The organism is Nitrospira sp. Ecomares 2.1, assembly GCF_965152585.1.
Window position 1 is genome coordinate 3131373 of record NZ_OZ224219.1, and the last position, 23179, is coordinate 3154551.

The 23179-nt window shown below is 50.2% G+C and carries 23 protein-coding genes; 8 read left to right on the plus strand and 15 right to left on the minus strand.

All coding sequences use genetic code 11. From position 1 onward, the window contains the following. Positions 1–42 precede the first annotated feature (42 nt). The 4 genes from ACWHYD_RS13790 to ACWHYD_RS13805 form a co-directional block, all read right to left on the minus strand. The gene (locus tag ACWHYD_RS13790; RefSeq protein ID WP_447962604.1) at positions 43–240 is read right to left on the minus strand and encodes a hypothetical protein; all 198 of its coding nucleotides are present in this window, start codon (positions 238–240) and stop codon (positions 43–45) included. Between the two features lie 544 nt (positions 241–784). Continuing rightward, positions 785–1231, minus strand: a complete 447-nt coding sequence (locus ACWHYD_RS13795) for a hypothetical protein (protein ID WP_447962605.1) — start codon at positions 1229–1231, stop codon at positions 785–787. 110 nt (positions 1232–1341) lie between these two features. Further along, positions 1342–2103 (minus strand): BON domain-containing protein, encoded by a 762-nt coding sequence (locus ACWHYD_RS13800; RefSeq protein ID WP_447962606.1) that lies wholly within the window; start codon positions 2101–2103, stop codon positions 1342–1344. A gap of 208 nt (positions 2104–2311) precedes the next feature. Next, positions 2312–2962, minus strand: coding sequence for a YfdX family protein (locus tag ACWHYD_RS13805; RefSeq protein WP_447962607.1), 651 nt, complete (start codon positions 2960–2962; stop codon positions 2312–2314). A 986-nt stretch (positions 2963–3948) separates the two neighbouring features. Here ACWHYD_RS13805 and ACWHYD_RS13810 point away from each other — a divergent pair. From ACWHYD_RS13810 to ACWHYD_RS13835, 6 genes are all read left to right on the plus strand, one after another. Next, positions 3949–5487 carry a DegQ family serine endoprotease gene (locus ACWHYD_RS13810; protein ID WP_447962608.1) on the plus strand — a complete coding sequence of 513 codons (1539 nt, stop codon included), beginning with the start codon at positions 3949–3951 and terminating at the stop codon, positions 5485–5487. A 496-nt stretch (positions 5488–5983) separates the two neighbouring features. Continuing rightward, positions 5984–6943: a DnaJ C-terminal domain-containing protein gene (locus tag ACWHYD_RS13815; RefSeq protein ID WP_447962609.1), complete on the plus strand. Its 960-nt coding sequence runs from the start codon at positions 5984–5986 to the stop codon at positions 6941–6943. Then, positions 6936–7262 (plus strand): chaperone modulator CbpM, encoded by a 327-nt coding sequence (locus tag ACWHYD_RS13820; protein WP_447962610.1) that lies wholly within the window; start codon positions 6936–6938, stop codon positions 7260–7262. The genes ACWHYD_RS13815 and ACWHYD_RS13820 overlap by 8 nt, the downstream gene beginning before the upstream one ends. 1395 nt (positions 7263–8657) lie before the next feature. After that, on the plus strand, positions 8658–9023 hold the full coding sequence (locus ACWHYD_RS13825) for a c-type cytochrome (protein WP_447962611.1): 366 nt from the start codon (positions 8658–8660) through the stop codon (positions 9021–9023). A 127-nt stretch (positions 9024–9150) separates the two neighbouring features. Then, positions 9151–9600 carry an IPT/TIG domain-containing protein gene (locus ACWHYD_RS13830; RefSeq protein WP_447962612.1) on the plus strand — a complete coding sequence of 150 codons (450 nt, stop codon included), beginning with the start codon at positions 9151–9153 and terminating at the stop codon, positions 9598–9600. Positions 9601–9770: 170 nt separating this feature from the next. Beyond that, positions 9771–10073, plus strand: a complete 303-nt coding sequence (locus ACWHYD_RS13835; RefSeq protein ID WP_447962613.1) for a c-type cytochrome — start codon at positions 9771–9773, stop codon at positions 10071–10073. 147 nt (positions 10074–10220) lie between these two features. Here ACWHYD_RS13835 and ACWHYD_RS13840 read toward each other — a convergent pair whose 3' ends face one another. Further along, positions 10221–11552 (minus strand): lipase/acyltransferase domain-containing protein, encoded by a 1332-nt coding sequence (locus ACWHYD_RS13840; protein WP_447962614.1) that lies wholly within the window; start codon positions 11550–11552, stop codon positions 10221–10223. A 415-nt stretch (positions 11553–11967) separates the two neighbouring features. Next, on the minus strand, positions 11968–12135 hold the full coding sequence (locus tag ACWHYD_RS13845; protein WP_447962615.1) for a hypothetical protein: 168 nt from the start codon (positions 12133–12135) through the stop codon (positions 11968–11970). A gap of 1386 nt (positions 12136–13521) precedes the next feature. On the opposite strand from ACWHYD_RS13845, the gene ACWHYD_RS13850 reads away from it, so the two are divergent. Together ACWHYD_RS13850 and ylqF are read left to right on the plus strand one after the other, a co-directional pair. Beyond that, positions 13522–15129 (plus strand): DEAD/DEAH box helicase, encoded by a 1608-nt coding sequence (locus tag ACWHYD_RS13850; protein ID WP_447962616.1) that lies wholly within the window; start codon positions 13522–13524, stop codon positions 15127–15129. 29 nt (positions 15130–15158) lie between these two features. Next, positions 15159–16016 (plus strand): ribosome biogenesis GTPase YlqF, encoded by an 858-nt coding sequence (ylqF, locus tag ACWHYD_RS13855; RefSeq protein WP_447962617.1) that lies wholly within the window; start codon positions 15159–15161, stop codon positions 16014–16016. A gap of 711 nt (positions 16017–16727) precedes the next feature. Here the strand turns inward: ylqF and ACWHYD_RS13860 are convergent. The 9 genes from ACWHYD_RS13860 to ACWHYD_RS13900 all read right to left on the minus strand — a co-directional run bounded on the left by ACWHYD_RS13860 (position 16728) and on the right by ACWHYD_RS13900 (position 23145). Continuing rightward, positions 16728–17087, minus strand: a complete 360-nt coding sequence (locus ACWHYD_RS13860; protein ID WP_447962618.1) for a hypothetical protein — start codon at positions 17085–17087, stop codon at positions 16728–16730. Between the two features lie 234 nt (positions 17088–17321). Then, positions 17322–17639, minus strand: a complete 318-nt coding sequence (locus ACWHYD_RS13865; protein WP_447962619.1) for a GYD domain-containing protein — start codon at positions 17637–17639, stop codon at positions 17322–17324. A 198-nt stretch (positions 17640–17837) separates the two neighbouring features. Beyond that, positions 17838–18086 carry a DUF427 domain-containing protein gene (locus ACWHYD_RS13870; RefSeq protein ID WP_447962620.1) on the minus strand — a complete coding sequence of 83 codons (249 nt, stop codon included), beginning with the start codon at positions 18084–18086 and terminating at the stop codon, positions 17838–17840. Positions 18087–18307: 221 nt separating this feature from the next. Next, the gene (locus ACWHYD_RS13875; protein WP_447962621.1) at positions 18308–19066 is read right to left on the minus strand and encodes an alpha/beta hydrolase; all 759 of its coding nucleotides are present in this window, start codon (positions 19064–19066) and stop codon (positions 18308–18310) included. A 197-nt stretch (positions 19067–19263) separates the two neighbouring features. Continuing rightward, complete coding sequence (locus ACWHYD_RS13880) at positions 19264–20253, minus strand: glycerophosphodiester phosphodiesterase (protein WP_447962622.1); 990 nt, start codon at positions 20251–20253, stop codon at positions 19264–19266. Between the two features lie 49 nt (positions 20254–20302). Continuing rightward, positions 20303–20848, minus strand: coding sequence for a YIP1 family protein (locus ACWHYD_RS13885; RefSeq protein WP_447962623.1), 546 nt, complete (start codon positions 20846–20848; stop codon positions 20303–20305). A 577-nt stretch (positions 20849–21425) separates the two neighbouring features. Further along, positions 21426–21626, minus strand: coding sequence for a hypothetical protein (locus ACWHYD_RS13890; protein WP_447962624.1), 201 nt, complete (start codon positions 21624–21626; stop codon positions 21426–21428). Continuing rightward, positions 21623–21868: a DUF433 domain-containing protein gene (locus ACWHYD_RS13895; protein ID WP_447962625.1), complete on the minus strand. Its 246-nt coding sequence runs from the start codon at positions 21866–21868 to the stop codon at positions 21623–21625. Before ACWHYD_RS13895 ends, ACWHYD_RS13890 begins: the two co-directional genes overlap by 4 nt. 791 nt (positions 21869–22659) lie before the next feature. Continuing rightward, positions 22660–23145 carry an LEA type 2 family protein gene (locus ACWHYD_RS13900; RefSeq protein WP_447962626.1) on the minus strand — a complete coding sequence of 162 codons (486 nt, stop codon included), beginning with the start codon at positions 23143–23145 and terminating at the stop codon, positions 22660–22662. Positions 23146–23179 lie beyond the last annotated feature (34 nt).

Sequence of the window (23179 nt, forward strand, 5' to 3'; positions counted from 1 at the left end):
CTCTTTCCCATGATTCCCTTATTTTCCAACCAATCCAAATGTTCATTGTTTGGCCAATTCTGTAATCGCTAGCACTGACGGGTGCTTAATCCGGCGGTCGACTGTCTGCGCATAGAATCGTTGCTTAACGTGACCCGCATCTCCCACCACCTCAACTTGATATTGGCGACATATTTCAGCCTTCATGATTGTGGAACCAGGGAAAACTCCCTTTCCTGCCTGCCCAAAGGCCTTTTGCATGGCACTATCTTCAAACTCTCCCACCAGTTGCGGATGAATATCATGAAGAGCAAATCAATTATCTAAATCTTGGCGAAGGACTGTATTGGCTTTGGGTAATAGGAACGGTGCTGAATTTAGGGACTTCGGATACCCCTTTCGATAAACCTTGGCCAACTCTGAAGTCGCAAAAAAACATACGCCGGATTCACCAAGAAGATGATTATAGGCTTGAACTCGAAGAATCGGAGGAATCGGGGTATCGGCCAGAACCACATCAACGGTTAGGGATCACTCAATTAAGAATTGTTCAGGCAATGTCACGGCTCTTATCCAGAATTAATACATATGCTTTTTCGTAGCCACATCGGCCTAACGGAATAGATCCCTCCAATCTTCCCAACCAATTCACTTTGGTCCAATATTTCCTCATAACCTAAATAAGCAAGTATAAACAGTACAAAGAAGTCGGGATAAAAGCAAAAAGGTAGGCTGACGAAGGTGTTTGCCCAAATTTGACTCAATCAATCACATCGAGTTGGAATTCATGCGTTGTGTATGTAGGTTAGATACCCATTTTTCTTTGGAATTCTTTGGCATTTCCATAGGGAGCAAAATCGATGTGATGAGCCGGTGGATGAAATTTGCCGCCGCTCTGGTGTCGAATGGGACAGAACACCTTTTCTGTTTCGGCTGCAATTCGAGAAGCATATTGAAGTAATCCATTGGCATATCCACAATACAGACAACCGGCTTTCTGAATCGGATTCAGATAGGGAAGCCGATGCCGGTCAAGTCGGATATACTCTCGACGCGATAGGAGCGGGAGTCCGAGTAAAGGGAAAACCACCCGCTGATACAATTCCACACAGAAATCAAAAACCAATAGAGGGATGAACATCGCATAGATCAATGGTGTGGCCAGAATAATTGTCGCATGAGGTAGGGATTTTGGCCATTCCCAATCTCTACGTTTCTTTTGGCATTGGATCTGTATCATAACCTTGTTCATTTCATGATACCCCCTGGCAACTTCGGTTGGCCTGACACTGCCCAAAAGAACCTATTCAAATTTCTACAACTTGCAATCTCCACCGCCTGAATCCAAGTTGCCCATCCTCCTCAAGCCGCACGAGATTTCCTGTTTTTCACTGTTATTTTCGACACATCGACTTTCACAACCCCCATAATATTTCCAATGTCCTGTTCCAACGACAAAATATGCGCACTATGCTCGACAGCTCCTTCCAACTTCACAACACCGTCATGTACGGCTAAATCCACACCATCGATATTCACGATAGGCGACCACAATAAATACATGGCGACTTCTTTTTCAATTTCCCGATCTGGACGTGAAGGGTTAATCTTCACAAGGCTGACTATGCCCTTTACGCCCTTGGCCAATTCAACTGCCTTTTCCGCGGCTAACCGCTGAAACACGGTTTCCACTAATCCTTCAAGCTTAACGATGCCATCGTTTACACTCACGGTAATCGTTTTCCCCTGAAGGGCTGGCGTGTTTTTCAAATACTCGTCTATTTCCTGTTTGATTGCATCATCCTGGCTCACGGCCGGTCGAACAGAGATATTATTCACGACCGATTTCACCCCGATGATACTCCCAGCAACCAGGCCTTCAGCGAGGATTTTTTCTGTCACGGTATCCACTACCCCACTTAGCATGACGTGGCCCCTTTTCACTTCAATGATTATTTGATCGGCGTTTATCCGGCCATCCAATCTGAAACGCTCCTTTATGGCCGAGGATAGTTGCCCATCAGGAACTTTATCGTAATATGACCCGAAGCCCGTCAGAGCAAGGAACCCCAGGATAATTAAACACATCCATGCGTATCTTTCTCTTTCACTTACGGTTCGCATTTCTCATTTCCTCTTTCCAATCAGCTATTGTCATAAATCTGTGACGCGAGGAAAAAATTATTCTTCGAAAAGAAATTGCTTGAACTGAGATACTGACCCCTTCAAAGAGGCAAATATCCCTTGTGGGCTTTCCTCACCTGCACCTTTTTCTCAATCGCCTCAATGGACTCGTGAAATTCCTTGTAACGATTCTCTTCTAACCCGTATCCTAAGTCTTAGCCATTTTTAACTGACGTCGAGCGTTCTGAAGCTGTTCCAGAACTTGTTCTTTTTGGGATTTTTCATTTTCCGAATTTTTTGCCTCATCCCTCTCATCACCACTTTTCGCCTTGTTCAACGCTGGAGTCTCTATTTGTTTGGCTAGATCGTCAGCCGTTTTGATGAACGCTTCAGCCAGAAGAATGGGCAGTGGGACGACGCGCTCATTGGTCACGACTAAATTTTCTAATACCGCTTGAAGAGCCGCCTTCGCTTCCTCAATTTTCCCTTGATCAATCAATGGCGCTACAGCCCTGATAGCATCAGGGTAGGTAGCAAGCGGAAGACTGACCCTAGTCATGACCAGCTCACTTGCAAGACCTGAGAGGAGGACTCTGGCTTGCTGCACTTCCCCGTTCTGGAGAAAGTCTTCCGCTTGTTCATTTGCTTTTTTAATACTGTCAAGATCGGCATAGATGTCACTCGTAGTCACTTCGACATCGACGGGAACAAACGCCAGGTCGGGATCCCGCGAAATAACAATTTCCAATTGTCCGGTCACTTCGGCCAATACGGCCAGAGCATCTTTGGTGTTGCCATCTTCCAAAGACTTCAACGCTTTCTTGGTCTCTAAAAGAGCATTGAGGGCTTCTTTTACCAACGCTTTCCGCTTTTTTACGACTTCTTCTTTTTATGTAGATTCCACCTCTGATTGAACAGAAGAAACTACCCCTTCATGTTTCGTCGATCCGTTGGTAACCTGATTTTAGTCGGTTCATTCGCCCATAGGTGTTGCCCCAGACTTACACCCAGCACGAGAGCTCCTATTATGAGACTTTTGATAGCTTGATGAAGACTCATGTCGCCTCCTTTCTTAACCTTCCTCTCTGACATAATTTTAAATGAAATCCGTATGGTTCTACGATTCTGTGCTTGATCCTCGAAGGGTCTTTGTATTCAGGAAACCATTCACCACTCTCCTTTGCTCAATATGGCTTATCCCTCTCTAATTAGAGGTGGAGGAAAACGGCTTCCAAGAATCCACAGTATCGTCTTCAATTAAAATTTCGATAATCATTTTTTATATCAAGTCAAGAAACTGCTTCGGACCGGCAATGTTCCATGGTGATTTTAAGGAAAAATGTTCAGCAGAATTAGGCAATTAGGGCGTTTCGTAACCAGTGTGTGCTAGAAAAGGCATCTGTGCAGGCCTTAGAACTGTCTAAATTCATAAACCATGGGCGCCTACATCAATATAGATATAGTCCGGATATAGGATTTCGAACGTTCCCGTGGAACGGAATTTTCAGGACTCCCACCTCTTGACCATAGGAATTTTTAGTCTTATTTGAAAGACATGGAGGAGCATTCCACGCATTCGGGATACAACCGGCTCCGACCCCTATGTATCTAATAAAGGGAGGTGTCCAATGTTTGAATTGCTTACCATGGGTTGTATTGTCGCGATCATATTTATCGATGCGCTGATTCTGAAATGGTTCCTTGGATTTATTGAATGAACTAGTCAGGAAACAGACATAAATTTTTATTTATTTTAGAACCTTTAGGCTTGATCATTCTTGATGTGAAACAAGACTGCGTGTATGAAGTTCTTTTCACATAGTATAATTTTCTTCGTGAGGTCCAATGATGAGTCAATCCCAACTAGCTCAAAAATGGAATGGACGGGGCGTGGGTATCTTCACCTTCATTGGCATGGCCCTGCTCATCGCTGGTATATGTTTGGGCCTGGGAATCGCTGGGGACTCCAGTCTCCTGCCAGGCCTCTCACCACAATTGAAAGTTAGCGGGACGCCTCTTTCGGATTCCTCATCACAACCCTTAGTGTCTGGTGCACTCTCATTTGGGCAACAAGACGCCCAGGCTCAGAGCACCGCCCTTATTCGGGTGGCCAAGCTGGCGCGTCCCGCTGTGGTCAATATTTCCACAACCGGCACCGCCAAAAGTCCAGAAACATTGCGATCACCATTTTTTGATGATCCCTTCTTCCGTCGATTTTTTGGGGATGAATTTGACCGGCGGTTCGAACCGCCTCCCTCCCCTCGTCAAGAAGGAGGAGGTTCGGGAGTCATTGTGAGTGACGATGGGCATATCATCACGAATAATCATGTGATTGAAAATAGTGATGCCATTGAAGTGCTGTTATCCGATAAGCGAACCTTTTCAGCCAAGGTCATAGGCACTGATCCCAAAACGGATTTGGCTCTACTCAAAATAGATGCCCAGGATCTGCCTGTCTTGCCATGGGGAGATTCCCATCAACTACAGGTCGGTGAAATTGTGATGGCCGTTGGCAATCCATTTGGGCTGAACCAAACCGTCACCATGGGAATTGTCAGTGCAGTGGGTCGGGCCAATGTGGGGATTGTCGATTATGAAGACTTCATTCAGACCGATGCGGCGATCAATCCCGGTAACTCGGGTGGGGCCTTAGTGAATCTCCAGGGAGAGTTGATCGGGATCAATACTGCCATCTTTAACCGCTCCGGGGGATATATGGGCGTTGGTTTTGCCATTCCCAGCAACATGGCCAAGTCTATTCAGGCCAGCCTTATTGAACATGGGAAGGTGGTCAGAGGATGGCTGGGCGTTTCGATTCAGGACCTCACCCCAGATCTCCAAACCCAATTTGATACTCCTGATACGCAGGGGGCCCTGGTCAGCGAAGTGATGGAAGACAGCCCTGCCAAAAAGGCCGGCATCCAACGCGGAGATATCATTCGGAAATATGATTCACAGACTGTGGCCGACACTCGGCATCTCCGATCTTTGGTGGCGGAAAGTGCGCCCAATTCCCCCGTAACATTACATGTCCTCCGGGATGGAAACCCCCGTGAAGTACAAGTGACCCTTTCTGAAATGCCTAAAGATGTCAGAACCCTCGCCTCGACAGGAGAATTGAGAGGACATCATGCCCTATCCGGGATTACCGCGAAATCCATGCCCGTAGGGGAAAAGGGCATGAAAGTGACTAAGGTTGATCCCGAGAGTTCCGCTTTCCGGGCCGGCATACGGGAAGGTGACATTATTCTTGAAATTAACCGTGAAGCCGTCAACAATGCGGATGACTTTCAACGGTTAACAGGGAAACTCGGATCCAAAGATAGAGTTTTGCTGCTCCTCCAACGCGGACGGAGCACCATCTTTCTCTCCGTTACCCCCTAATACATATTTGTGAATATGTCATAGGGTCGGGAGGTAGCAAAAGGATAATACGTTGGGGTACAAGGGTAGAAGCTGAACCAACACACGTATTGGCGATGACTTGAAGCCAGCATAAAATTGGCATCTGGGCAGGTAATAATCAATTTTCTGAATCATCCAACGTGACCATATAACGGTAGACAACTGAAAACTCTGCCACCGCAGGAATCTGCGATCAAATGAAAAGGATCTCCTGGGCACGAAATCCCCAGCCCTCAAATTCCACAGTGAGAAAATGTCATCGCCGTATTCCTTTCGCTCGAACGAATCCCCTTTCTCATCATTCTGTCTACCGGCGATTAACATTCCGCCTGCTCAAAGGCGGCCATGGGATGCTTATCAGAAAAAGTTGGCTCTTGTCTTTTTTTGGGGAAAAAGGCTAGCTTTACAGTTATGAGGCATCATGGTGTTTTCTGTGAGCCAGGATCATTTTTAAACTAGTCAAGGATTTTCATTTATGGCATCCGCACAAAAAGATTTCTACGACATACTGGGGGTGAAAAAAACCGTCGATGCCAAAGAACTCAAAAAAGCCTATCGTCGGCTGGCACGCCAGTATCATCCGGACTTGCATCCCGGCGAAAAAAAGACGGAAATGGAAAAGAAATTCAAAGAGCTGAATGAAGCCTATGAAGTCTTAGGGGATGAGGAAAACAGAAAAAAATACGATCAATACGGCATGAACTGGAAGGAAGCCGAGGCCTATGAACGGGCCCGCCAACAGGGCGGCGGAGCGTATCCAGGGGGAGGACCCGGCGGATATAACCAGGGAGGCGCTGATTTCAGTGATATCTTTGAGAGCATGTTCCGTCAGGGGGCTCAACGGGAAGGGGCTGGCTTTCGAGGATTCGCCATGGCAGGGGCGGACCTGGAAGCCAATCTGCCGATCTCACTACGAGAAGCCTTCACGGGTACACGACGGGCCTTGAATCTTCCTGATGCCGGGGGAACGCCTCGCTCAATCGAAGTTCGCATTCCGGCCGGAGTGCGGGATGGCGAACGACTTCGGGTGAAAGGAAAAGGCGCGCCTGGTCGAGGAGGAGGACCACCAGGGGATTTATTCTTTCATGTACAAATTGCCCCTCATCCCGTGTTTCAACGCAAAGATTCAGATATTGTGGTCACTCTCCCGCTTTGGCCGTGGGAGGCCGTATTGGGCACCGACATTCCGGTGCCCACCTTATCAGGAACGGTCCGTCTGAAAGTTCCCGCCGGGAGCCAATCCCAACAACGAATGCGGTTGAAGGGCAAGGGACTGCCCAAACGAACAGGAGGGCATGGAGATCAATTTGTGGTTCTGGACATCGTCACTCCTGAGACTCCTTCTCCCGAGGAACAACAACTCTATGAGCAATTAGCTAAGTTCGATCACCCTGATCCCCGTTCAACCCTTCTTCGGGAGGCCGCCAATGACTGACGACTCAGAAGCATCCTTAGAACAGGTTACCGCGGAAATCATCACCTTCGGGAGAATTCGCCGTGAAGAAGTCTGTACCCGCTTAGGGATCGGCGAAGACATGCTGGAGGTCTGTTTGCAATGGGAAATTATTCAACCACCGGACCCGGACCCGGAGGGGATGGTGTTGTTTCCCGAGGACGCCATTGACCGGTTAAGTCGGGGGCTCAGGTTACATCGAGACTTAGGGATTAACTGGCCGGGAGTCAGCGTAGCTTTGGAATTGTTGGACCGCATCGAAGAACTGGAACAACAGATCCACAATCTTTCCAACCAGTAAGCTCAAGCGGTTCCTCTGTTCACAAAATCGACTCCCCCAAAACTTCCTGCTGAAACTGGAAGTTTGAACAAAATCACTGTGCCATTCCCCCTATCTCCATTTCACGTATCGAACATGAAGTTAGACTGATTGCCATACCCATTCTGGAGGCCTTTCAGGTAAGGCCAAAGGCACAAGTCAGCCCAGTAATATTCACGATTTTCCCTGTCAGACTGCATCTAAACATAGCAAATCGCACCCAGATTGGATTCCCGCCGATTGCGAAACCCTACCTGACTCTATGCTGGTGGCCATGGACCGTGATTCCCCTTCCTTTGAGTCATATTCATGACGGTCTTACTCCAGCTATAAATTGCAACCACTGCGGCACTCCATGACATCTGAGATCATGTGGAGATCACATCGTCTATTGGCTCTCAAGAGAATGATTGAAAGGCACACTGAAGTCATCAAATAATAATTGGATAAAGCAAGATAACCCCAGGAAAAGAGAACGTCATGAGATTTCTATTCATCATTTTCATCAGCATTCTGTTGTCAGCTTTAGTGGCAACAGGCGTTGGTTCCTTATCTGGGGAACTGATTAATCGGCTCTTTTTAACAGTGAATGAGATATTAATCCAATAAGATTGCGCCCTTCGCACAAATCAAGACAGCTCAAAGACCACAGCCCTCCACAACGACCAAGCTATAGCCCTCACGACACATCTTGATACCGTGGAAAAACTGAAGCCTGCAACCCAAGGCGATGGTGGGTATATCCTCTCATGGAAATTGGCGACAGGACGTTGGGAACCATTTCCTAATTCAATTTCTCCAGAAATCCTTCACCACCTGGAACTTGATTTTGGGGAAAAGTGGGACGGATGAACTCTTCCGGCATGGGGCATGATGGTACAGTTTTAATCCGCCTTCCTATCCAACCAGCAAGTCAACTTCCAAAAACCCTGTGTGGGCCTTTTTCCATTAATTCTATCCAGAACGATTCGGTTCCCCTTTACGGCATGAAAATTGGATTTATCCATTTATAGGAATGCAGTTTACAGAGTAATGTAATCATCATAAAAACGAGGCAAAGATGATAACGATACCCAAAAGGCAAAGGCGTTCCATTTTGTACAAGAATAAAGAACTGACGGGGCGGATACCGACACGACCACCGAACACTTTGCCCAACGCCTGGGCAAATATCTTTATCGGGATTTCAAAGAGAAGATCACCTACCAATGGTCGCATCAAGACTAAATGGCTAGAGTCGAATGGCAGGGAACCAACCCCCCGGCACGCCCGCGCCGGAAACCCAAGATATCTCAAACTAAAAATAATGATGAACCCCGTCCGATCCCATGCCTCACTCGATCATATCGCATGGACACTCACAAGGAGAGACACCATATGAAATCTCGCATCATGCTTTGGAGTTTAATTCTGCTGATCGGGTGGGCCATACCCAGTGGAGCCCAGGAGCCGCAAGTCGATCTCTTCCAAGGAGAGGCCGTGTATCAAGCCCACTGCGTGAGATGTCACGGGGTCCAGGGAAAAGGCGATGGACCGGACGCGGCCTCGCTCATCGTGCCACCCGCCAACTTTCAACGCATGGAATCCCGAGCCAAATCGGAGACGGACCTTCGGTCAGCGATCATCTGGGGGCTGGCATTCAGTCCAATGCACGGATGGTGGGACACACTCAGCATCGAAGATATTCGCGCCGTCACCGCCTACATCAGACGAATAGCGCCTTATGAACCTTCATCGCCCTAAAAGTACCCCCGAAAGAGGATCACGCTGATTTTTCCGGGGGCTAGCTTTCGTGGATTCAAACAGGCTTTAATACGCCTAACTCAAACGGTGCGGCTTTATTCTCATTTTTTTCTGAAAGGATTACTATATGAGGGTCGCGACATTATTCGTTATCATACTGCCAGCTATTTTAGGATTACCCTCGATGTGGATGAGCGAGGCAAAAGCCCAATCAAGCCCTTCCCCTCAAAACGACACCGCGATTATGGGCACATCCGAATCGCCTACGGTGTCCAGCGAGCAAACCCTCAAAGATGATCCAGTATGCGATCCGACCTATCGACCCACCATCACCAAAATCGAACCGGATGAGTTTCAGGCAGGCGCTAAAATAGTCATTATGGGAGAACATTTCGGAAAGAAAAAAGATTGCCTGCATGAGGTCACGTTTGGACCCGTAAAGGCAACGGAATTCACCCTTCAAGGTGATGATAAAATAGAAGTAACCGTGCCCGACAGCGTCGCCACTGGAATGTTATTTGTGAGCGTGGTGACGGGGGGAGGTGCGGCAAAAACCGCCGTACTGGTCAAGAAATAGTCAAGGGAACAAACATTCGCCCGTGCACCATTCAGGGCGATAAGATAGCGAACTCGACCGGGACGGTGCACATTCCTTTTCTGCCCCTAAGGATATTTGGTGGATTCCGGAATCTTTTTTCCATGAGACGCTTGGGCCCATTGATGTGCTTTGTTCTCCTGATCACAGCCATGGGTATAATCCTCCTTCCCCCGACTTTCGCTGAACAGGAACAGGCCCAACCCGGCAAAGCGCTCTTTCTCCAATATTGCCAGGACTGTCATGGCCCACAGCGGGACGGCAGAGGCGCCTTACGTCCTTTCCTGGAACAGGACCCAGCCAATTTGACCTCGCAAATGACTCAGACCAAAACCGACCAGGAACTCTTTTCCATTATCAAGAAAGGAAGGGGCGAAATGCATGGCTGGGCGGACACCTTCACCGATGAACAGGTCCTGGACCTGGTGCGTTATATCCGTGCGCTCTCTCCATAAACTCCTTGCCGCACCACTCACCTATCCCAAACCTTATTCCAGAAAGACGGCGTAGACGAGTGTTTGGAGGATCGTCAACGGCACCCCGCTCCAAACAAAAGTCCTGAAACTCATGGTGTGGCCTTTTGTCCACGACCCTCCGGGGTACTACCGGGGACCCAGAAATCTTATGATATCGTCTTGGATGTCCGGGGTCGTGACCAATTCGGTATGTCCCACCTCATAATCCCGTATAGTAGTTTGAAAGGCTCGACGATAGGCTGCCGGAAGCCATGCGGATGATACCGTAACCGTTCCATCTCCATCAGCATAGACGGTAGGAAACTTTCCAGGAGACTCTGTCCCAGCCAAATCGGAATTATCAAAGAACAAGGAATCAATACCTTGACCACCCTGATTCCCCGTCCACACACCCTTTGCCAAGGTTGCTGTGCCTTTCGCGTACAGATACATAAGGGAAGGATGCTTCTGACTTGGTGTGGATTGAGGCTCCTGAAGAAGATCCAAAAAGCGTTGCGATCGATGGAGCCAAAAGGACGTATAGCTCGCACGCCGCTCAACGATGTCGTTGGGAAAATCTTCCGTATTCCTGAGCAGCCCCCATCCGGACTGTCGCCACTGTCCGGCATTTCTGATCACCCCGTGTAAGGGCTTCAGTTCCGGAGTAAGCAGTTCATCAGAATCGGCAACCGGTAAGAGATAGTAACTGGCCGGGAAAGACGCATAAGCCTCGTAGCTGAGCAGAGAGGAGTTCCAACCAAAGGTCGCCCCATAATTCATGTTTCGAAACGATTTCATAGCTCCAAGAAATGGTACGCCGACCAACACCACACGTTTGAACTCCTCAGCACCCTTCCAGGTCTCCACGGCCGTATCGATATTCTGGACACCATACCGAAGGTAGTAGCTGACAATCAGGCCTCCCATACTGTGGGCGACAATAGAGATATCTTTCTTTCCCTCGCCCCGGAGTCGGCGTATAAGAACATCCAAACTTCGAACAGCTTCCATGAGATCCCCACGCCAATCATAGGTAAAGGGGATCACTTCCCCACTCCTCTGGTTGGAGACCCGGAGTCGGTCCAGCAAGGAGCCATAGACGTCAATGGAGTACAAAAGCGGGACGACTCGAACCTCATCAAGAATGCCATCGGGTTGCAAATCGATTGTCCCCTTAAATCCCAATTCAGGAACGGGAAGTGTTAACGATTGACGACCGAACAACGCTTGGGTGAGGGAAATGAAAACCACACTGCGGTCCGCTTCGCGGACTAAACGCGTGCCGTAATACCCCGGCACCACAATAATCGCCGATTCGGTTTTGGGAACATGATCCGTCGCGACCCCATGCTGTCGACTGCAACCGGACAGCGATATGATCAACAGCAGCAGCACACACAGAATTTTCAGGGGGGATTGTGATTTCCGAAGGGCAATCGGAATACCACTCCGGGTGCGTAACGAATCAGAGATACACATAGGATGTTCTGACCGTCGTAGCCCTACGCCTGGAGATTAAGACCCATGGCTATACCCAACACGTGTGGCGGACTTGATAGAAGCCCTACCCCATTCTCTCCTACAAAGGAGTTAGAGGAGACCGGGTCGGAGAATAGCGTCTCAATGCCCGCTTAGTGTATAAAATTGAGGGGATGTGTGGGAAGACGATTGACGTCAGGTGTGGGGTGAATGTTCGCGATCTCAATGGGATTGAGACCAGACATCCGAACACGAATCAGTCCGGATGATTGCCATTCCCAAGCCGCGCACTCCGGACCCTTTCATTGGCTGCTCATCGTTCGGATTGCACCAGAAGGTGCAATCCCGGTTTCTGGATGACCCGAGTCAATGCTCCCTGCTGGAAAAAGCCCGACCCAACTGTTGGTGAGCCGGTCTAAGTTTCCTCATCGCCGTCAAGACAATTGGTACATTCATCCATTTTGGGGTCGCCATGACGACTACAAAAATGACGAGCGCATTGCCGGCAAGTCATAAAACTCATTCGAATTAACTCGGCATTCTCACACACATAACAATTCTTTTCTCGTTTCGCTTTTGGCATCGTTCTTCTCCTTAGGTAGCCATCTTCTCAAGTCATTTCAAGACATAGGACGCACAGGCAAAGCCCCGAGGGCACAGATATGACGCCAACGATTTCAGTCTGTCATAGCCGGGAGAGGCGTGAGACCATCATCATGCGATTGGCGTGAACGTCAGGGAGGGCGTGCATCTCGCACCGACGCGGGGAGCGGACGCTGATCCGTAACAAGGGAAAGGGAGCCTACCGCATGACCGAACCTCCTGGCAATGGGAAGCCAATCTTTGTCACCTCTACCCCTGGAACGGGATGGAGGGCTCGGAATAATTTCCGGGGGGTCTAGCCTCGCTCAGTGGATGGGTTTACAATCCATTATTCTCAGCTCAAAAGACACCTCAGCCATTCTTGGGATATCGATAGGGAATCCGACCGTGTAAATCGCTCAATTTTTAAGGCAGCGCGTCATTTTTCGATTGCAAATTGTTGCCATTTTGGGTATGTCTATCCACCCTAAACAAGTGCTTGATTGAAAAGTTTCTATCTTGTTCACAGACATGAGCGAAAGGCAAAAGCAGAAAGTGATACAGATCGGGTAATTCCCCTACGGTGGCCTTGAAGAGTATGGCCACATGCCGGCAGAGAATGTAACGCTGACCCATAGTTTCCGGGTCCATTCCATCAACAGTTGGATCCCTGGGAGAGGGAAGACCGCTTCGCTTTCCAGGTTCATTTCACAATCATCGATTGAAATTTTCTCAATGGTTCACAGAGGGATGGGGAACCATAAACCTTCCGGTACACCTGTGCCACTTTTGTATCGGTCGCATGTTCCCAAATAAGGGAGTGTTGAATAATAATTTCCAAGAGCATATTGACCCACAGGCACGTCGCATATTAGAGGCCTCGGGGCGGTTCAAAAAAGCATGTCCTGAGGCTTTCGAAGGGTTCGTCCAGCAAGGCCGCAGTCATTTTTCCGCGCAGAGCGTACTTCCAGTACGTGAGCACGGAAAAATGGCGAGAACGCCGCTGGCGGCTTTTTTCAACAGCCCCAATAAGGGTGATTCCAGGGTTCAGTTGTCGGTAAAGCCCAGCATCAGATCAGGGAAGATCTCAGGGAAGGACTCGAACGGAATGAGGCCCTCCCAGTGACAACGAATGTCTTTTTCAAGAAAGGAAATTGTTTATGGCCTGCAAGCGATGTGGTGGACTGATTGTGAAAGAGTCCGTTTATGATAGAGAGGGCAGCAGTCAGTTAGTCCTCATGGACCGTTGCCTTCAATGTGGCAACATAGAGGATCCCGTTAGCGCCCGCAATCGTTCGAAATCGCACGTCCCTCCATCACAGAAGGGCAAGGCCCGTCGCATTCCTGAGCATCCAACCACTCCACTGGAGATGGCCGAGGGATAAGCATGGAGCTACGGCGCCACCAGAAGGAATTAGTGGACATTTGCGAGAAAATATTAGGCGGGCGAGGCCTGACAGACATTGTCTGTGCGGTCACCCCCGGTGGAGGCAAAAGCCTGTTGCCTCAGATCCTGGCTTCCCGCCTGATTCCAGCCATTGCCGACGCCCTGTGCTGGATTGTCCCTCGCAGTGTCTTACAGGACCAGGGTGCGCGCGGTTTTCAGGATCCCAGCCACCGGGCGCTCTTAGGGCATCGGCTGGAGGCCATGATGACCACCAACCAGGAAAATCCCACAAGAGGGTGTGCGGCCTATGTCACCACCTATCAGGCGCTGGCAGCCGACACGCGTAAGATCAACGCCAAAGAATTCCGCCGCAAGCGATACATCCTCGTTCTGGATGAACCACACCATCTCGAAGAGGGTGGCCTGTGGCATGAGGCCATTCAGCCGCTCTACGACCGGGCAGCACTGCGAGTATTGATGAGCGGAACGTTCGAACGTGGTGAAGGCACACCCATCGCCTTCCTGCCGTATTCCACCACCGACCGGGGAAACCGGCTTGATTGGGACAATACAGAATCCCGGGCCGTCATTCATTACACCTTAGCCGATGCCCTGCGTGAACATGCCTGCATTGATTTGACCGTCCATTACGCGAACTGTCAGGCGACCTGGTTAGACGCTCAGGGAGCCGAGCACCATGTTGAAAGCCTGGCACATGCAGGAAAACAGACCGCAGCAGCACTTCTGACGGCGCTGAAAACCGAAGCAGCTCTGGAACTCTTGAGCACGGGCGTGAAGGATTGGCAGGTCCATCGCACGACCCATTCCCGATCGAAGCTCCTCGTGGTGGCGGCCAATATTGAGCAGGCGCAAAAGTATACGGCCTGGCTTCAGGAACGAGGCGTGCCGGCCAGAATTGCCACGAGCGAGGATTCCACGGCAGCCTATCAGGCAATCAAAGCCTTTAAACGACAGGGTAGCGGAGCCGTGGATTGCCTGATTACCGTGGCCATGGCCTATGAAGGCCTGGATGTGCCGGCCATTACCCATCTTATCTGTTTAACCCATATCCGGACCAAGCCATGGATCGAACAGGTCGTGCATCGAGCCACACGCATGGATCCGCTGGCGGGACCTTATGCAGAGCAACGGGCTTATATTTATGCGCCGGACGACCGGCCATTCCGTGAATGCTTGGGATATATCCTGGCCCAACGGACCACGGCGCTTGCCGACAGCCCCTCATCGACACAGCCTCTCGGAGAAGGGACATCCCCCGATGCACCGGGCCTCCTTCCGACCGATCGGGCCGAATCAAGCATTCAACCCTTGCGGTCCGGCGTCCTCGAAATGCGCAATCAGGGATTGTGGGCGAACCTGGCCGCACCGGGTCAAATGGAAACCAACCAGGAGACCCCGAAAGAACGGTTAGATCGTTTGCGGAAAAAAATTGAACAGCATGTCCGGGCGCACGAGCAATCAAAAAAATTGTCCCATGGCACGGTGAACCGGGCGGTCTATTCGCAGTTTCGAAAATCGCGCACCGCCATGACCGAAACCGAACTCCATAAAGTCATGCAATGGGTCCATAAGGTTTATCCCCTCTGAGGTCATTTTTCCCAGGAAGTCTTTTACACATGTCCATACAATGGTTTCCCGGCCACATGAATGTCGCGCGCAAGGAAGCGGCCAAAGCGATGGAAGCCATCGATGTCCTGGTCGAAATACTGGACGCGCGCATGCCGAACGCCAGCAGTAACCCGTTAATCACGGAATTGCGGCTGCACCGCCAGCGTCCCTGTTTGAAAGTGCTCAACAAAGCCGACCTCGCCGACCCCGCCGTCACTCAAACCTGGCAGAACGAATTCAACCGGGAACCTGACGTCAACGCCGTCGCACTCTCCTGTAACCATGCCGGCCAGGCCGCCAAAATACCAGGTCTGTGTCAACTCCTTGCTCCGCACCGTCACAGCACCAGCAAGCCGCTTCGCATGCTGATCATGGGCATCCCCAACGTCGGCAAATCCACGCTCATGAATAGCCTGCTCAAACGCCGCCTCGCCAAAGTCGGCAATGAACCCGCCGTGACCAAAGTTCAGCAACGCCACACCCTGAACGACCACATGACGCTTATCGACTCACCCGGCCTCTTGTGGCCAAAAATCGAAGATCCTGCCGTCGGACTCTTGCTCGCCACCATCCACGCGGTCACCGCCAAGGTGATGGTTGAGGAAGAAATCGCCGAGTTTCTGGTCACCATCCTTCTCGCGCGCTACCCTGCGCTACTGACGAAACGCTACGGCTTCCTCACAGAGGGTCTGGATAGCATGGGGGTGCTCGAAGCCATCGCCACAAAACGCGGATGTCTGCGGAAAGGCAAGGGCGGAGAATTGGATCGGGAAAAAGCGGCAAAAATTCTCTTGACGGAATTCCGCAACGGCACGCTGGGTCGCATCAGCCTGGAGACACCGGAAACCCGAGACGCTCTCCTCTAATGTTAGACTTCCCAAACGGATTTTCTGCAGACGGAATATGCCTCAGTCGTAAGGAGGATCGACCTGAACACAGATCCTTCGCCATGCCTGCCCTGAGTCCTTCGCCTTTTCCTCAGAATAAACTCAGTCGAAGGGGGCTCAGGAAGACCAATGAATGCAAGATTGTTTTACTGAGAAATTGGCCCCTCATGAGCTCAATGGTGGAAAACTGCCTTTTTCAGAACCTCTAGGTTTTTTCGTTCCCTTCGAGACATTTGATACATTCATCCATTTGCGGGTCGCCATGAAAGCGACAAAAGTGCCGGGAACATTGTATGCAAACCAAATAGGTTAGACTTTCAGACCCTGATTCCTTACACAAATAGCAGGGCTTTTCCCGTTTCGCATTGGGCATGGCTTTTCTCCTGGAAAGGATGAGGATGAGGGTATCTCCAGAGATTCGAGGCGACCGCTAATCCACTGCTACGCCCAGGATCAGGCCAACGCTCGAGACAAGTCACTATCGGAAGAGAATATGGAGAACATGGAAATAGGGATGTTCGGAAGGAAAGAGCATCATGAAAGGAGTGTAAAGATAAGGACCCCATGAAGATGGAGAAAGACGGTATGAGGCTAGACGGTCTCCTGTAAACTTGAAGGCAGTCGCCAATCAACATAGTTGTTCAAAGCGAAACAATGGGAAGAACATTCCAGGTTACAGACTACATTACCTCAACTTTCCATCATCTCCAAGCGGGTATCGAACTCATGGCCGCAGGACACGCACCGGATACAATCGGATTCAACCACCGGTTCGTCAGCCCGGATACCCATACCACCACAATCCGGACATCGTGCCAGATGCAATACTTCATCCTTGATGTTTTCATAGCGAGTGCCGCGTAAACAAAAAATGGGTTGACCATCGAGCATCCATGGTTGACAGTCTTTATTCACCACAGGAAGAACCAGGTAATGATGGGCCGCATAGTCCTGAATCGCCTCAGGAGAAGGGAACCCGTCCTTAATCAGTTTCCCGGTTTTGGCATCATAGATCGCGAAGTCTTTTACGACAGCTTTCGTTGGCCCCATAAGATACCTCCTTGCGACAGGATGAATCTGTTCTTCAACAGTGAGACACCGCCAAGTATGACCTAACGATCTGATAAAAGATTATGAAGTCCAAGGGCCAAGGTTCACAACCACGAACATGCCATGGAAAAACAAACAGGCGCCTGACGGCGAACGAGGCCTTCCTCTCTTACAGAACAGAAAAGTCACGCATTGGCCGGCCCGATTACAAAGGATGTGGAGAAAAGGCCACTATCACTTCTTCTTTTTGGATTTGCCCCAGGTTTCACTCAGGACCGATTTCCACTCACTGCGGGATACTGCCGGCATTGTTTTAATGCGAATGTGCCCCATTGAGGCATTGAGCACACCGGCCTTCATGGCCGCGCGATTATTGGGAAATTCTAAAATAGCCACCACATCATATTCTCCCAGGCAATAAAAGGCATGAAGCATTTTCCCGCCCAAGGATTCGACATTTTTCTTCACCATGTCCGACCGCTTCACACCCTTGTCCTTCATGGTCATCAGCCCGTCATGGGTAAAATTCACTAAACTCACATAGATCGGCATGACATACCTCCCCCGGAAAAAGTGAATAATGATGAAGATGTTAGGCCTAGAGACGAGATACCACTATCCTAATTGAAACAGCCAATAAAAAATAGCCTCTTTCTCATACCTGGCAATGGCCATGCGAGAGCGTAGGACACATGATCCCACCGTGTGGGAAAAACCATATTGGCCCTTAAAAGATTCAACACTTAAGCATCATGAGGCGAAAGGAAATTTCTCAATCGCATCCATCTTCTCTGAATAAAAAGTGATGTAATCCTTGATGTCAGCCACGGAGACCAAGGGAGACTCAAACGTCCAGGCCGCATTCTCCGCCGTTTTGCCATTCACGCTCACGGTGAAATAGGACTCGTCACCTTTAAAGGGGCAATGTGTAGAGTGAGTCGTGTGGCTAAGATAAGACATAGTCACATCTTCACGCGGGAGGTATTGGGCCGATGGCATTGGCCCCCGCAATATCAGCGCCCGACTGGTGTCCGCAATGACGGTGCCGTTAACGTCACCTTGACCTGATTCGGATTGGGCGTAATGGTTATGGCATGAGGATGGCCCGGTGCAGGCATGATAATCTGTCCCTTCTGAAGTTCATACATTCCCGAGGAAGAAATAGCGCTGAAAGGAGATGGCAGAGAATCTGTAGCCTGTTAACAACAGGGTCTGATTTCCTACTGAAGCCGATGAGCGACTTCCAGGAATGTCTGAAGATTAGCGGGGCTGCTAAACCGATGATCCCCGGTCTTCAACAGCAGCTCGATTGGATACTGCGGATCTTGCGTGAGAAGGTGTTCAACAAATTCCCAACTCCCTTTGGGAAGAATTACGACGTCCTGAAGCCCATGCACAATGCGGGTGGATACCCTCCTGGGCGAATCCAATCTCCTGGCCCATAACGCCTCGCTTTCCTCCACCCATTTCCACGAGAGTGGCAAGTCCTTATGCAAGGCGTCATCATCCCAGGGCATCCATCCGGTCTCCTGCCACTGTTGGCGTCGCTCAGGAGAAATATCCTTCGCGCGTTTCCCCATCATATTAAACGCCGGAGCCAGGAGCACCAATTGTTGCACGTGCGAAAACTCCTGTCCAAGGAGCCATGCCAGCCACCCACCTAACGATGATCCGATAATGGTTACAGGCGGACCATCGGCCAGCATCTTCGTCACGCTTCGCGCATCCTCCAGCCAGTCGAGCAGGGTATAGTCGGCGAACGCGCCTTCCGATTCTCCATTTCCACGAAAATCAAAACAGCAAAATCCCCATCCTCGCTCTCGACACAAATCGGCCAACGCCTTGCTTTTATTGCCCCACCGCTTGGAAAGAAAACCGGTCACAAAAAGCAATTGTCGTTCCTGCCCGGGAATGCGATCCCCGACAATGAGTTGAGAATCCGATCCGGGAATTTCAATTCGGGTTGATTGATTCATCATATTCCATGTGTGGTCAGGTGAATAAAGAACTGAAGTGTAATTGTAGAACGCGAACGGGAAAATTCACAGACGTGCCATTGTGTTCTATCTCATACCATGTAACACATTGTCGGGGCAGGAGAAAACAACCTGGCCGTTGCCGTTTCGTAAAGACCGTTTAAGCCGGGGGCTCTAATAGTAAAAAGGCATGAGACCAGTTACAGCGCAGGTGGGCAGCGAGGAGGCTCGCTGCAAGTAAAGGGAGCAGTGCCATTCCAGTGCGGAACCACCGGGGGAATCCCTATGGCGCATGCCGCCTCCATGGCCTGCCCGGCATGATCGACTAACACAAAGTCCACCCCGCGGTCAGTGAGATCCTCAAGGTCTTGTCTCAGCTCGTTCTCGTCTTCCCCACGAAGCCAGGAATAGTTCACATGGACTCCTGCCTGCTTCAGTTGGTCAATGGTCTCGCGGCCTGGCCGGCCACGCAGGAAGGACAGCTGAATGAACTCGTCACAGGAATGAATGGTGGTGTCCACATACTGGAAACGGAAAACCTCCCGGCTCATGTTGGCGATCCAACTCTCTTCGTCGGCCTCCCCTGCCACGCGGCGCACAGCCAGATCTGTTTCGTCGCGCGCGCCAAAAATCACCTGATTGAAGCGTTGGGCTTTGGCGACCGTCTCGGCAACAAGCCTCCCAACCAGGGGATTGTTCTCTTTGATATCCACATTGATCCAGATATTGTGGGGCATGACGGCAAGAGCCTCTTCAAATGTGGGAATATGCTGACCTGCTCTCTCACCTGTACATGAATCGAGCTTCAGGTTTTGGACGTCAGCGACAGTCGACTCGGAAATGCGCAACGCCCGCCCCTCCCTGTCTCTCACACGATCATCATGTGAAACAACAAGGACCGCATCGGCGGTCGATCGCACATCCAGTTCGATCTGATGAACGCCAAGACAAATGGCTCGCTGAAACGCACCGACCGTATTCACCGGACATCCCAACTGCCCCCCGCGGTGAGCGGAGATGCCACGCTCAGGAAGATCACTCGTCTGCAGATGGGAGATCTCACAGGATACCGGTGCAACTCCTGGCGGCGACGAAGCACATCCCAGCCAGAGCGTCATGCCGGCAAGTGCAACTCCGTAGAATCGCCACGTGGCTTGCGGCAACTTCGCGCGGGGCCGGATGCAGGTCATCACGCACCTCGGGGCGGTTGATCATTTCCAAGAGGTCTGTCGAGAGAGGTCACGGTTGGTCCAGCATGAGTTCAGGTACCCCGCCCATCGTGGTTACAAGCAAGGCGAGTAAGAGGGCCTGAATAATCCATCCGATAAGACACACACCAATGGCGCGGTAGGTGCTCTGGTAATCCAAGGCTTGCCGCACCGCAATGATCATGGCCACGAGCATCCACACACCGGCAAGAAGGTTCACAAACCCGCTGATGTCGGGGATAATGCCGAAAACCCGAATCAGACCAGGGGCACTCGAAAAGCCGATCGTCCGTAGGAGTTCACCATGGTCAGCATGAGTTTGTGGTTCCGGAAGAAGCTTCGTGCCAATGAGGAAGGTCATGAATGCCCACACATACCATCCAAGCAGGGACCCGACCGTGCCAATGACCAGTCCCACCATACCGGCCTCCTGCATAAACCCGATTCCACCGGCCAGGCTCGATAACACGACGACGCCCATCGCCTGACTCATCGAACGCCTATCAGCTTCCACCTCCTCATAGAGGTGAACATCGAGTTTAGCCGCCCGTATCATCCGATCAACAAACAAACTCATATGGTCTATCTCCTTTCCCTGACTTGGGATAAATGTCATGGCAATCGAAAGAGATTGTGCCCGAGGAGGAAGAGCACAAGCAATTGCGGGGAATCAATCGGAAACGATTTCTCTCAGCTTACTTTAGTTCAATCCCATCTCCCTCGACAGCGAGAGGTTGATGGTAAATATGATTCATTTCGAAGATGTCATTGAAATTTAGTGAATGACAGTCACCACAGCATCCAGAAAAAGTGGAGGATTATACATTCAGAAGAGCCATCGCCTGTATAATATTTTTCTTACAACAAAACTCTTGGGGTCATCCTCGCCTCTTTGAGGTTTAGGTCCGAAGGGGGACAAAGAGAGAGTGAGGAAAAGGTTCAATGTAAAAGATAAGTTCTATAGTACCTCGACAATAAAGATCGCGGGTTGCGAAACCTGATTAAAACACCCTCAATGACGTGAGATGAGGAGAGACTTAAGGCATCGAAAGTTCAATTAATGTGCCGGGCTGAATCATCACAATCGTTTCCCGGATAGTTGGCAGAAGGGTCATGACCGTGGGGACCTGGTTAGTGGGAAGGTCAATGATTGACTATTGGTTATTCTTCAAATTTTTTTGATAACGAAGCTTTTGGTCTGCAGTAATAAAAATGGTGAATTGTTGACTTGCTGCAATGAGCAATTGACCATTTCTCATACCGGACCATCCCATCTCCTGAACAGTAGAAATAGAAAATTCCCCAAGATGCGTTTTAATCACGCGGGGAACCGATTCATCCAGCAAAATGGTCAAGATTTGTGAGCAAGCTTCAGAAGGGTGGACTTGGAAAATTCAAGAATCTGTAACGCTTGGTCACGGGAGACCGAAGGGAAATTCTCAAGAAACTCATCTAAGGTAAGCCCAGCTTCTAAATTTGTAATCAGAGCGTCTACCGGAACTCGTGTACCTTGAAATACCGGGGCACCGCTCATGGTGTCCTGATCGATAGTCACAGGCAATCGGTTGAGTTCTTGTTCTTCAATGAAAAGAGACATGAGGACATCACTTCAAAAGAGTTAATAAGGCAAGTATATCCTGAAACAACATTGCAGTCTATTGAAACCAATAATGCCTGAGGAGGAAGAAGGGACCACACTCAAATGATGGGATACCGACAAGGAAGCTTTTTTCGCATCTTGCTTCGGCTCGGTGCTCTCGCCCTCCACAGAAAGGCGCGTTCGGGTTTTCCGTGGATCATGCTAACTCGGTGTATGACTTTTCGAGATAACCCTTTCCACTAGCCACCTACTGTGTCCGTCCTAGCGATTCGTGGTGTGGCCGAGTTTCGCCCCGGCAGCCCAGGCCCTTTTGTTTTGGCAAAAGGACCCAAAACCAATGATGCCCTACCCGCCCCGTCAGAATGGACGGACGCAATGACAGGGAAGGCTGGCCAACTCGCGGAGCCTGTCCTGACCCACGCCGAAGGGCTCAAACAAGGCCCGCCGATTGATACGAGCCTCCGCCCAGAGGGAGGGTAGCAGGCATCGGACCTCTGGAGAGAACCATGTGTAGAGTAGCGAATAGAGCCAGCAACCACGTGTCCCGTCTATAAGTCTTTCCGCCATCCCAAAGAGTTTGAAAATCACCAACCCGCAACTCATCCTTTTACCCACGGAAAATCCAGAAGGACCCACAGAAAAAGGGTGGCCTTCTTTCAGCTTCATTGAGTAGAAGGAGTGCAATCTACCCTCAATACCAGTTAAAGCACTTTTGAAACGTGGAAAAATAGGCTGGCTTATAGAAATTCAGGAGAGGAGATCCCCGTAAGAGGAGAGAACATGCTCAATCAGGAACCGGGAGATGAACCGGAGATTTCGTTTGTATCAAGTAAGACCCCCTTGTTTTCAAATGGCAACTTGGCCCCTTGGGCATACAGGATACCGTCGACCTGATAAGAGACCTCCTGCCGTTGGGAGAGTTGAAGGAGTTGGCGTATGACATCGAGTGTGGAGGTCGTGGTCTCGACGGAAATGACGGCATCCCCCAGTCTCGGAATAGTCGAGGCCTTATTGGTCAGACCACGGGCGAGCCGTTGATCGTTGAGATGCAGGGTGAAATCAAGGCCGGACACCTCCAGATCAAAATCATTGGGATTCCGAACGCGCAGGTCGACTTGCAACCGTTGTTCAAACATCGTGGCGTCTAACGGAGTGATATTGACCAACAGGACTTCCGGCGACTCAGGCTGGACAGACAAAGCCGGAAGAGAAGTGCACCCGATAAGAAAAAAGATTGCACACAGGAAAGGGAATACGAGAGAAAGTTGTTTCATTAATCATGTCCCCCTAAATTTTAATACAAAGCCA

Excerpts from the sequence above, each read along its gene's own strand:
- ACWHYD_RS13810 (WP_447962608.1), top strand. The coding sequence starts at position 3,949 with ATGATGAGTCAATCCCAACTAGCTCAAAAATGGAATGGACGGGGCGTG.
- ACWHYD_RS13850 (WP_447962616.1), top strand. The coding sequence starts at position 13,522 with ATGGAGCTACGGCGCCACCAGAAGGAATTAGTGGACATTTGCGAGAAA.
- ACWHYD_RS13880 (WP_447962622.1), bottom strand. The coding sequence starts at position 20,253 with ATGACCTGCATCCGGCCCCGCGCGAAGTTGCCGCAAGCCACGTGGCGA.
- ACWHYD_RS13870 (WP_447962620.1), bottom strand. The coding sequence starts at position 18,086 with ATGCCATCGGCCCAATACCTCCCGCGTGAAGATGTGACTATGTCTTAT.
- ylqF (WP_447962617.1), top strand. The coding sequence starts at position 15,159 with ATGTCCATACAATGGTTTCCCGGCCACATGAATGTCGCGCGCAAGGAA.
- ACWHYD_RS13825 (WP_447962611.1), top strand. The coding sequence starts at position 8,658 with ATGAAATCTCGCATCATGCTTTGGAGTTTAATTCTGCTGATCGGGTGG.
- ACWHYD_RS13835 (WP_447962613.1), top strand. The coding sequence starts at position 9,771 with ATGGGTATAATCCTCCTTCCCCCGACTTTCGCTGAACAGGAACAGGCC.
- ACWHYD_RS13820 (WP_447962610.1), top strand. The coding sequence starts at position 6,936 with ATGACTGACGACTCAGAAGCATCCTTAGAACAGGTTACCGCGGAAATC.
- ACWHYD_RS13895 (WP_447962625.1), bottom strand. The coding sequence starts at position 21,868 with ATGTCTCTTTTCATTGAAGAACAAGAACTCAACCGATTGCCTGTGACT.
- ACWHYD_RS13885 (WP_447962623.1), bottom strand. The coding sequence starts at position 20,848 with ATGAGTTTGTTTGTTGATCGGATGATACGGGCGGCTAAACTCGATGTT.
- ACWHYD_RS13815 (WP_447962609.1), top strand. The coding sequence starts at position 5,984 with ATGGCATCCGCACAAAAAGATTTCTACGACATACTGGGGGTGAAAAAA.
- ACWHYD_RS13790 (WP_447962604.1), bottom strand. The coding sequence starts at position 240 with ATGCAAAAGGCCTTTGGGCAGGCAGGAAAGGGAGTTTTCCCTGGTTCC.
- ACWHYD_RS13845 (WP_447962615.1), bottom strand. The coding sequence starts at position 12,135 with ATGCCAAAAGCGAAACGAGAAAAGAATTGTTATGTGTGTGAGAATGCC.
- ACWHYD_RS13800 (WP_447962606.1), bottom strand. The coding sequence starts at position 2,103 with ATGCGAACCGTAAGTGAAAGAGAAAGATACGCATGGATGTGTTTAATT.
- ACWHYD_RS13875 (WP_447962621.1), bottom strand. The coding sequence starts at position 19,066 with ATGATGAATCAATCAACCCGAATTGAAATTCCCGGATCGGATTCTCAA.
- ACWHYD_RS13840 (WP_447962614.1), bottom strand. The coding sequence starts at position 11,552 with ATGTGTATCTCTGATTCGTTACGCACCCGGAGTGGTATTCCGATTGCC.
- ACWHYD_RS13900 (WP_447962626.1), bottom strand. The coding sequence starts at position 23,145 with ATGAAACAACTTTCTCTCGTATTCCCTTTCCTGTGTGCAATCTTTTTT.
- ACWHYD_RS13860 (WP_447962618.1), bottom strand. The coding sequence starts at position 17,087 with ATGGGGCCAACGAAAGCTGTCGTAAAAGACTTCGCGATCTATGATGCC.
- ACWHYD_RS13865 (WP_447962619.1), bottom strand. The coding sequence starts at position 17,639 with ATGCCGATCTATGTGAGTTTAGTGAATTTTACCCATGACGGGCTGATG.
- ACWHYD_RS13830 (WP_447962612.1), top strand. The coding sequence starts at position 9,151 with ATGAGGGTCGCGACATTATTCGTTATCATACTGCCAGCTATTTTAGGA.
- ACWHYD_RS13795 (WP_447962605.1), bottom strand. The coding sequence starts at position 1,231 with ATGAACAAGGTTATGATACAGATCCAATGCCAAAAGAAACGTAGAGAT.